The organism is Roseobacter cerffii (assembly GCF_054226325.1).
The window spans coordinates 4,308,049-4,315,198 of record NZ_CM135757.1; the positions used below are offsets into that span (position 1 = coordinate 4,308,049).

Below are 7,150 nucleotides of genomic sequence, written 5' to 3' on the forward strand. Positions count from 1 at the left end.
CTTCGTTGCCGCGCTCTGAACAGAGCGCGCGCTGCGCCAGCCCTGCTCAGAACAGCGTCATGTCGATCAGGATCACCGTTGCCGCACCGCCCACGCCAATGGAGATGCCGAAGACAATGGCGAGGAACACGCGCTCCAGAAGCCCGCGCGGTGGGGGCGGATCTTCGGCGTTGCTCTGGCGGATGAGCGCGGCCTCGACCATGCCCGGCAGACGCGGGCCGAAGCGCGTGACCACACGCGCGGTCTTGGCCAGATCGGTCAGCACCGCTTTGGGCCCGATGGATTTCGAAATGTAGTCCGTGACCAAGGGGGCTGCCACCTGCCAGATGTTGATCTGCGGGTTGAGCGAGCGCGCCACGCCTTCGACCACCACCATGGTCCGCTGCAGCAGAATGAGCTCGGTGCGGGTCTCCATCCCGAACCGCTCGGTGACCTCGAAGAGATAGTTCAGGAGCCGCCCCATGGAGATTTTCGAAGCATCCATGCCAAAGATCGGCTCTCCGACGGCGCGCAGGGCGCGGGCGAATTCATCCACATCCTTGTCGGCGGGGACGTAACCGGCCTCGAAATGCACCTCGGCCACGCGCTTGTAGTCCTTGCGGATGAAGCCAAAGAGGATCTCGGCATAGACCCGGCGGGTGTATTCATCGATGTGCCCCATGATCCCGAAATCATAGGCGATGATGTCGCCGTTGGGCGCGACCTTGAGGTTGCCCTGGTGCATGTCGGCGTGGAAATAGCCGTCGCGCAGGGCGTGGTTGAGGAAGAGCTTCAACACCCGGTCGCCAAGGTCCACGCGGTTGTGGCCCGCTGCATCAATGGCGGCGTTGTCGCCCATGGGCACGCCGTCGGCCCAGCCGAGCGTCATGACACGACGGGCGGAGTACTCCCATTTCATCTGCGGCAGCTGGAAGCCGTCGTCGTTCTTGGTGTTGGCCGCGAATTCGGAGGCGGCAGAGGATTCCAGCCGCAGGTCAAGCTCGCCACGGACCACACCGTCGAAATGCTCGATGACCTCCATGGGGCGCAGACGGCGGGATCCGGGCGAGAAGATCTCGACCATGCGCGCGGCGAGATAGAAAGCGTCCACATCCTTGCGGAAGGCTTTCTCGATGCCGGGGCGCAGGACCTTGACCGCGACCGCCTCGCCGTTGGAGGCGAGCCGCGCCTTGTGCACCTGCGCGATGGAGGCGGCGGCGACAGGTTCGCTGAACTCCGAGAAGATCTGATCCACGGGGACGCCCAGCTCGCGCTGGACCTCGGCCTTGGCCTCTTCGACAGAGAAGGGCGGCAGCTTGTCCTGCAGCACGCGCAGCTGGATCGCGAGCTCGTCGCCGACCACATCGGGGCGTGTCGAGAGGATCTGGCCGAACTTGATGTAGGCGGGGCCAAGGGCGGTGAGCGCGCGGGTTGCGGGCGGCATGGTCGGATCACCTGGGTAGCCCAGCCACTTGAAGGGCAGGCCCAGCGCGCGGGCGACGAACCGCAGGGCCGGTGGGGCCTCGAAGGCGTCGAGCACGACGCGCATCGCGCCTGTGCGTTCGAGCGTCGCGCCGGTGCGGATCAGCCGCCAGATGTTGTGCGGGCCGCGCATGGATTACCCGGCCTTTGTGGGGCTCTGCCCCGCGTCGAGCCGCGGCATATCCCAGGACCACTGAAGCGGGGCGCGCGACATCAGATCTTCCACCCCGAGTGCAGGCAGGCAATGCCCATGCTGAGATTGCGGTACTTGGCCTGCTCGAACCCTGCGGCGCGGATCATGCCGAGGAAGGTCTCCTGATCGGGGAAGTTGCGGATGGATTCGACGAGGTATTGGTAGCTGTCGCGGTCGTTGGCGATGACCTGCCCCATGCGCGGGATGACGTTGAAGCTGTAGAGGTCGTAGGCCTTTTGCATGGCGGGGTTGGGCAGCTGGCTGAATTCGAGCACCATCAGGCGGCCGCCGGGTTTCAGTACCCGATAGGCCTCGGAGAGCGCCTCTTCCGGGCGGGTCACATTCCGGATGCCGAAGGAGATAGTGTAGACGTCGAAGCTGTTGTCCTCGAAAGGCAGGGCCATGGCGTCACCGACGACCCAGTCGAGACTGTCCTGCATCTGTGCTGCGTCCGCCCGTTTGCGGCCTTCGACGAGCATGGGTTCGGTGAGGTCGAGCACCGTGGCATGGCCGGAGCCTGCGCGTTTGAGAAAGCGAAAGGAGATATCGCCCGTGCCGCCCGCCACGTCGAGCAGCTTTTGACCCGGACGCGGCGCCAGCCAGTCCATCATCGCGTCTTTCCACAGGCGGTGAATGCCGGCTGACATCACGTCGTTCATGATGTCGTATCGGCTGGCCACCGAGGAGAAGACCCCCTGCACGCGGCCTGCCTTTTCGCCTTCGGGCACCGTCTCATAGCCGAAGTGCGTGGTTTTGTCGGTCTCGTCGCTCATGGGGTCTTGTGGTCCTTGCGTGTCGCGCTTTGTTATAGGGCTCTGAGGGCGAGGCACAATGCGGCCCTTTGGTCACAGGGGGGAAGATGCCCGAACTGCCAGAAGTCGAAACCGTGCGCCGGGGGCTGGAGCCTGCGATGACGGGCGCCGTGATTGCGCAGGCGGATGTGAACCGGCCCGATCTGCGCTGGCCGTTCCCGGAGCGCATGGCGGCGCGGTTGACCGGGCAACGGGTCGAACGGTTGCGGCGGCGGTCGAAGTATATTCTGGCCGATCTGAGTTCGGGCGAGACGCTGCTCATCCATTTGGGCATGTCGGGGCGGATGATGGTCTCGGGCGACCCGCTTGGGCAGTTCGTGCATCACCACCCGGCCCCTGAGAAGCATGACCACGTGGTCTTTCACATGGAGAACGGCGCGCGGATCACCTTCAACGATCCGCGGCGGTTCGGGGCGATGGACCTGATGCAGACGGCGACAGCAGCGGAACACAAGCTGCTCGCCGTGTTGGGACCGGAGCCCCTGGGAAATGACTTTCACGAAGATCACCTGATTGCCGCCTTCCGGGGCAAGATGACGCCGGTGAAATCAGCCCTGCTGGACCAGAGGATTGTTGCCGGATTGGGGAATATCTACGTCTGCGAGGCGCTCTATCGCGCAAAAATCAGGCCGACGCGCAAGGCCGGGCGGATTTCTGCGACCCGGGTGGCGGCGCTGGTGCCGATCATCCGCGCGGTGCTGGCCGATGCGATCCGGGCAGGAGGGTCCTCGCTGCGCGATTTCCGCCAAGCCGATGGAGAGCTTGGATATTTCCAGCACAGCTTCGATGTCTATGGACGTGAAGGCGCCCCCTGCAAGACGCCGGATTGCCCCGGCGTCATCCGACGAATCGTACAGTCGGGACGCTCATCTTTCTTCTGCGCGCAATGCCAAAGATAGCTTGAACCTCGCCAAGCCTTGGTATTGAGTCAGGGTTCGTGACACAAATCGAGAGCTTTGCGGATGGCCTACGAGACGATCATCGTTGAGATAGAGAACCATGTGGCCCAGATCACGCTGAACCGGCCCGACGCCCTGAACGCCCTGAACGACGACTTGATGAAAGAGCTGGCCGACGCGCTGGGCGACGCGCAGGCCAATGACAAGGTGCGCTGTATCATCATCACCGGCTCGGAGAAGGCCTTTGCCGCCGGGGCGGACATCGCGATGATGAAGGACAAGAGCTTTGTCGAGGCGTTTTCGGGCGATCTCTTCACGCCGGAAACCGACCAGATCATGCGGGTGCGCAAGCCGATCATCGCCGCCGTCTCGGGCTATGCGCTGGGCGGGGGCTGCGAGCTGGCGATGATGTGCGATTTCATCATCTGCTCGGACACCGCGAAGTTCGGCCAGCCCGAGATCAACCTCGGCGTCGTGGCGGGCATCGGCGGCACCCAGCGGCTGACCCGGATCGTCGGCAAGTCCAAGGCGATGGACATGCATCTGACCGGGCGCTTCATGGACGCTGAGGAAGCCGAACGCTCGGGCCTCGTCAGCCGCGTGGTGCCGTGCAAGAAGCTTCTGGAAGAGGCGCATAGCGCGGCGCAGAAGATTGCAGAAAAGTCGATGATCACGGTAATGGTCGTGAAGGAAGCGGTGAACCGCGCCTACGAGGTGCCGCTGCGCGAGGGGCTGCTCTTTGAGCGGCGCATGTTCCATTCGCTCTTTGCGACCGAGGACCAGTCGGAAGGCATGAGCGCCTTCCTAGAAAAGCGCGAAGCGCAGTTTCGCGACAAGTAAGGCGCGCCGGTCCGCCGGATCGCCAGAATTTCAGACCACATCAGGCAAGGGAGATCTGCGCATGCGCAGAACCGTGCGTTATCTGACCCACCCTCAGGTGCGGATCGACCCCGATCTGGATATTCCGCTGTGGTCGCTGAACGACGTCGGGCAACAGCGGGTGGCGGCGCTGGCCGCGTCGGGGGCGCTGGCGGGCACCACATCCGTGATCAGCAGCGGCGAGACCAAGGCCCTCGAGACCGCCGAGCCGCTGGCGGATGCGCTCGGCTGCAAGGTGCAGGTGCGCGCTCTGATGCATGAGAACGACCGCAGCGCCACCGGCTTTCTGCCGCCCGAGGAGTTCGAACAGGTGGCCGATGCCTTCTTTGCCGAGCCCGAGCGGAGCATACGCGGCTGGGAGACGGCGGCCGAGGCGCAGGCGCGCATCGTGCGGGAATTCGAAGCCTGCCTCGCGGATCATGGCGCGGGAGATCTGCTGGTGGTGGGGCACGGTGGTGTGGGCACCCTGCTCTATTGTCATTTGTCGGGGCTGCCGATCAGCCGCGATTATGACCAGGGGCCCGGCGGTGGCGGGTGTTACTTCGCATGTGATGCGGACCGGCGGGTGCCGCTGGCCGGATGGCAGCCGATGGAGCTGCTCTATAACAACGGCTAGCCGATCAGCGCGGCGGCAGGCAGCGCCTCGGCGTGATCGCGCAGGGACCGCCGCGTCTCCGCCACCGTCAGACAGGGGCGCGCAGGCTCGGGGGCGGCCCCGGCGATCCGCATGATTTCCAACCGGTCGGAAATGCTGCAGCGCGCGAGGAACGTGCGCCCCGGCAACAGGCTTTCGGTGGCCACACCTTCGGCAAAGATGACGTGATGCCGGTCGAGCAGGAGATGATGATAGCTGATCTGGCGACAGCCCTGCATCACCCGCACCTTGGGAAGATCGGTCAGACCGCGCGCCGCCACGAGCCTGTCGCCCTGCATCAGGATCCGGTGCTGCGGTGAGACGCGCAACGTCCGCGCGGGCAGACCGGGGCCCAGGCTGCCGGGTTTGAACTCGATCGGATGCTGCCGGGTGACGACCATCTGCGCGGCGTTCAACAGGCGATGGCCGCGCCAGCGGATCGGCTGTGGCCCGGCATCGGCGGTCAGCACCATATCGCCCACTTGCAGCTCTTCGACCGGAACCCAGCCCTTGGGCGTGTGAATGCGCGTGCCCGCGGCAAAGCAGGGCACGGCGACGTCCTGTTGCTCATAGCTGCCGGTGTTCGAATTGAACCGGTAGGCTGTGCCCGCGGGCTGGTCGGGCATCACCGCGTGGCCATCTTCGGTGCCGATGTTGGTGGTGCCGGGAAAGCCGTTTTCGTTCTGAACATTGGGGGCGTTCGTCGACATGTTGAAGACGATGTAATCGCCGCTGACCGGGTCAACGAGCGCGATGGATTCCCCCGCGCTGCCGCTCGAGCCTTCGGTCAGGAGGTTCGTGTTCTGGCCGCCGCTTCCGGATTCGACACCACCCTCGGAGGCCTCCTGAGCCCAGTTGGGTGCGGGGCCGGAGATTTCGTTGATGATATAGAGCGTCTGACCGGGCTGGAGCACGGTGCCGGACGGAAATGTATGGTAGAGACCGTCCTGCGGCTTGTCGGGCGCACCGCTGCCGGTGGAATCGGACCAGATCTGCCAGCCCGAGATGTCGAGCGGCGTGGCATTGTCATTGGTGATGGAGACGAACTCGTCTTCCTGGGTCGCACTGCCATCACCATCTGAATCAAAGGGCGTTTGGCCGCCGCCCGTACCGCTGTTGTCACCATAAATCTGGTCGAAGCGGACACCCTGAAGATTAGCAACCATATCTTTACCTCTGGGCGCAGATAACCAGCGCAGGTTGAAATTTGCCTAACAACCTTGGCCAAGCCCGGTCAAGGAGCCCGTGGGTGTGGGCCGGTGACATGCGCGGCTCTGCGCTGGACAGGGCCTCAATGCGTATAATTTCGGCTTTGCAATCGGCGCAAAGGCCCGTATAGAGCCCGCCAGACACGCGCGTGCAGCCCGCTTTTGGCTAGAATCACCTATCGGGGTCCGAAACCGGATCGGGGGCGTCGTGCATTTGAGACACAGACAAAGCCCAAGAAGGTGACACAGACATGGCCAATTCGCCACAAGCCAAGAAACGCGCCCGCCAGAACGAAGCGCGGTTTCAGATCAACAAGGCGCGCCGGTCGCGCATCCGCACATTCCTGCGCAAGGTCGAAGAGGCGATTGCCTCGGGCGACAAGGACGCTGCCACGGCCGCTCTGCGCGCTGCTCAACCCGAGCTGATGCGCGGCGTGACCAAGGGGGTGTTTCATAAAAACACCGCTGCGCGGAAAATTTCGCGCCTGTCCTCGCGGGTCAAGGCACTGGGGTAATGCGCTGCTCTGCAGCACCGCAGAGCCTCCCCGATAATAGCGAGAAAGAGCGTCGATCTTCGGCGCTTTTTTGCATTTATGAGACTCTTTCCGCGCGTTCAGAGATTCTTTCGTGAAAATGCTGAGTCAAGAATGAAGATCAGTTGCCGTCTCGCTCACGAAGTTGCTACCTATGTCTTGCGATTCATAATCGCCATGGGGGGACAGGCCCTGATCGGCTCTTTCGCGCTGCAGCGACAGAGATCAGACCAGGGGCTGGGTGTCACTAAAAAGGAGACGCCTTCAGTCTGCAAAAGCTGCGCAACAGCGTTTTGCCCTGTCAAAAAAAGAGCGGACGGTGTCGTCTGATCGAAGTTTGCTTCCGCGTGTTGGAGGCGTGCTCCGATCAGTCATGACCTAATCTGTAAATGTCCATTGGACGTTGACCTGTTTCGTGTGGGGACAGGACAGGTGAGGTATGTTCGCGAAGAAGAAGGTAGAGGCGGTGCGGCCCACCCGGTCGGGAGCCAGCGCCATATTTGGGAACGCGAAGAGGAAAACAGGTCAACC

Annotated in this window: 7 protein-coding genes; 4 read left to right on the plus strand and 3 right to left on the minus strand. The window is 63.4% G+C overall.

Features of this window, described 5'->3' with window-relative positions:
* Positions 1–46: 46 nt before the first annotated feature.
* Positions 47–1,594 (minus strand): 2-polyprenylphenol 6-hydroxylase, encoded by a 1,548-nt coding sequence (gene ubiB, locus ACVC7O_RS20985; RefSeq protein WP_458324051.1) that lies wholly within the window; start codon positions 1,592–1,594, stop codon positions 47–49.
* Between the two features lie 80 nt (positions 1,595–1,674).
* Positions 1,675–2,427, minus strand: a complete 753-nt coding sequence (ubiE, locus tag ACVC7O_RS20990; protein WP_458324052.1) for a bifunctional demethylmenaquinone methyltransferase/2-methoxy-6-polyprenyl-1,4-benzoquinol methylase UbiE — start codon at positions 2,425–2,427, stop codon at positions 1,675–1,677.
* Positions 2,428–2,513: 86 nt separating this feature from the next.
* Here ubiE and mutM point away from each other — a divergent pair, with 86 nt between their 5' ends.
* The 3 genes from mutM (at position 2,514) to ACVC7O_RS21005 (ending at position 4,860) form a co-directional block, all read left to right on the plus strand.
* A complete protein-coding gene (gene mutM, locus ACVC7O_RS20995) occupies positions 2,514–3,365 on the plus strand; it encodes a bifunctional DNA-formamidopyrimidine glycosylase/DNA-(apurinic or apyrimidinic site) lyase (protein WP_458324053.1) in 852 nt (283 codons plus the stop codon).
* A 63-nt stretch (positions 3,366–3,428) separates the two neighbouring features.
* Complete coding sequence (locus ACVC7O_RS21000) at positions 3,429–4,205, plus strand: enoyl-CoA hydratase (protein WP_458324054.1); 777 nt, start codon at positions 3,429–3,431, stop codon at positions 4,203–4,205.
* Positions 4,206–4,266: 61 nt separating this feature from the next.
* Positions 4,267–4,860 carry a histidine phosphatase family protein gene (locus tag ACVC7O_RS21005; RefSeq protein ID WP_458324055.1) on the plus strand — a complete coding sequence of 198 codons (594 nt, stop codon included), beginning with the start codon at positions 4,267–4,269 and terminating at the stop codon, positions 4,858–4,860.
* Here the strand turns inward: ACVC7O_RS21005 and ACVC7O_RS21010 are convergent.
* Complete coding sequence (locus ACVC7O_RS21010; protein ID WP_458324056.1) at positions 4,857–6,044, minus strand: Hint domain-containing protein; 1,188 nt, start codon at positions 6,042–6,044, stop codon at positions 4,857–4,859. The two genes, ACVC7O_RS21005 and ACVC7O_RS21010, sit on opposite strands and share 4 nt — an antisense overlap.
* Before the next feature lie 293 nt (positions 6,045–6,337).
* Between ACVC7O_RS21010 and rpsT the strand changes: the two genes are divergently transcribed.
* Positions 6,338–6,601: a 30S ribosomal protein S20 gene (gene rpsT, locus ACVC7O_RS21015; protein ID WP_458324057.1), complete on the plus strand. Its 264-nt coding sequence runs from the start codon at positions 6,338–6,340 to the stop codon at positions 6,599–6,601.
* The last annotated feature ends 549 nt before the right edge of the window (positions 6,602–7,150 follow it).

What these genes read in the sequence shown, in the direction of transcription:
- ACVC7O_RS21010 (WP_458324056.1), bottom strand. Translation starts at nt 6,044, where the DNA reads ATGGTTGCTAATCTTCAGGGTGTCCGCTTCGACCAGATTTATGGTGAC.
- ACVC7O_RS21000 (WP_458324054.1), top strand. Translation starts at nt 3,429, where the DNA reads ATGGCCTACGAGACGATCATCGTTGAGATAGAGAACCATGTGGCCCAG.
- ubiB (WP_458324051.1), bottom strand. Translation starts at nt 1,594, where the DNA reads ATGCGCGGCCCGCACAACATCTGGCGGCTGATCCGCACCGGCGCGACG.
- mutM (WP_458324053.1), top strand. Translation starts at nt 2,514, where the DNA reads ATGCCCGAACTGCCAGAAGTCGAAACCGTGCGCCGGGGGCTGGAGCCT.
- rpsT (WP_458324057.1), top strand. Translation starts at nt 6,338, where the DNA reads ATGGCCAATTCGCCACAAGCCAAGAAACGCGCCCGCCAGAACGAAGCG.
- ACVC7O_RS21005 (WP_458324055.1), top strand. Translation starts at nt 4,267, where the DNA reads ATGCGCAGAACCGTGCGTTATCTGACCCACCCTCAGGTGCGGATCGAC.
- ubiE (WP_458324052.1), bottom strand. Translation starts at nt 2,427, where the DNA reads ATGAGCGACGAGACCGACAAAACCACGCACTTCGGCTATGAGACGGTG.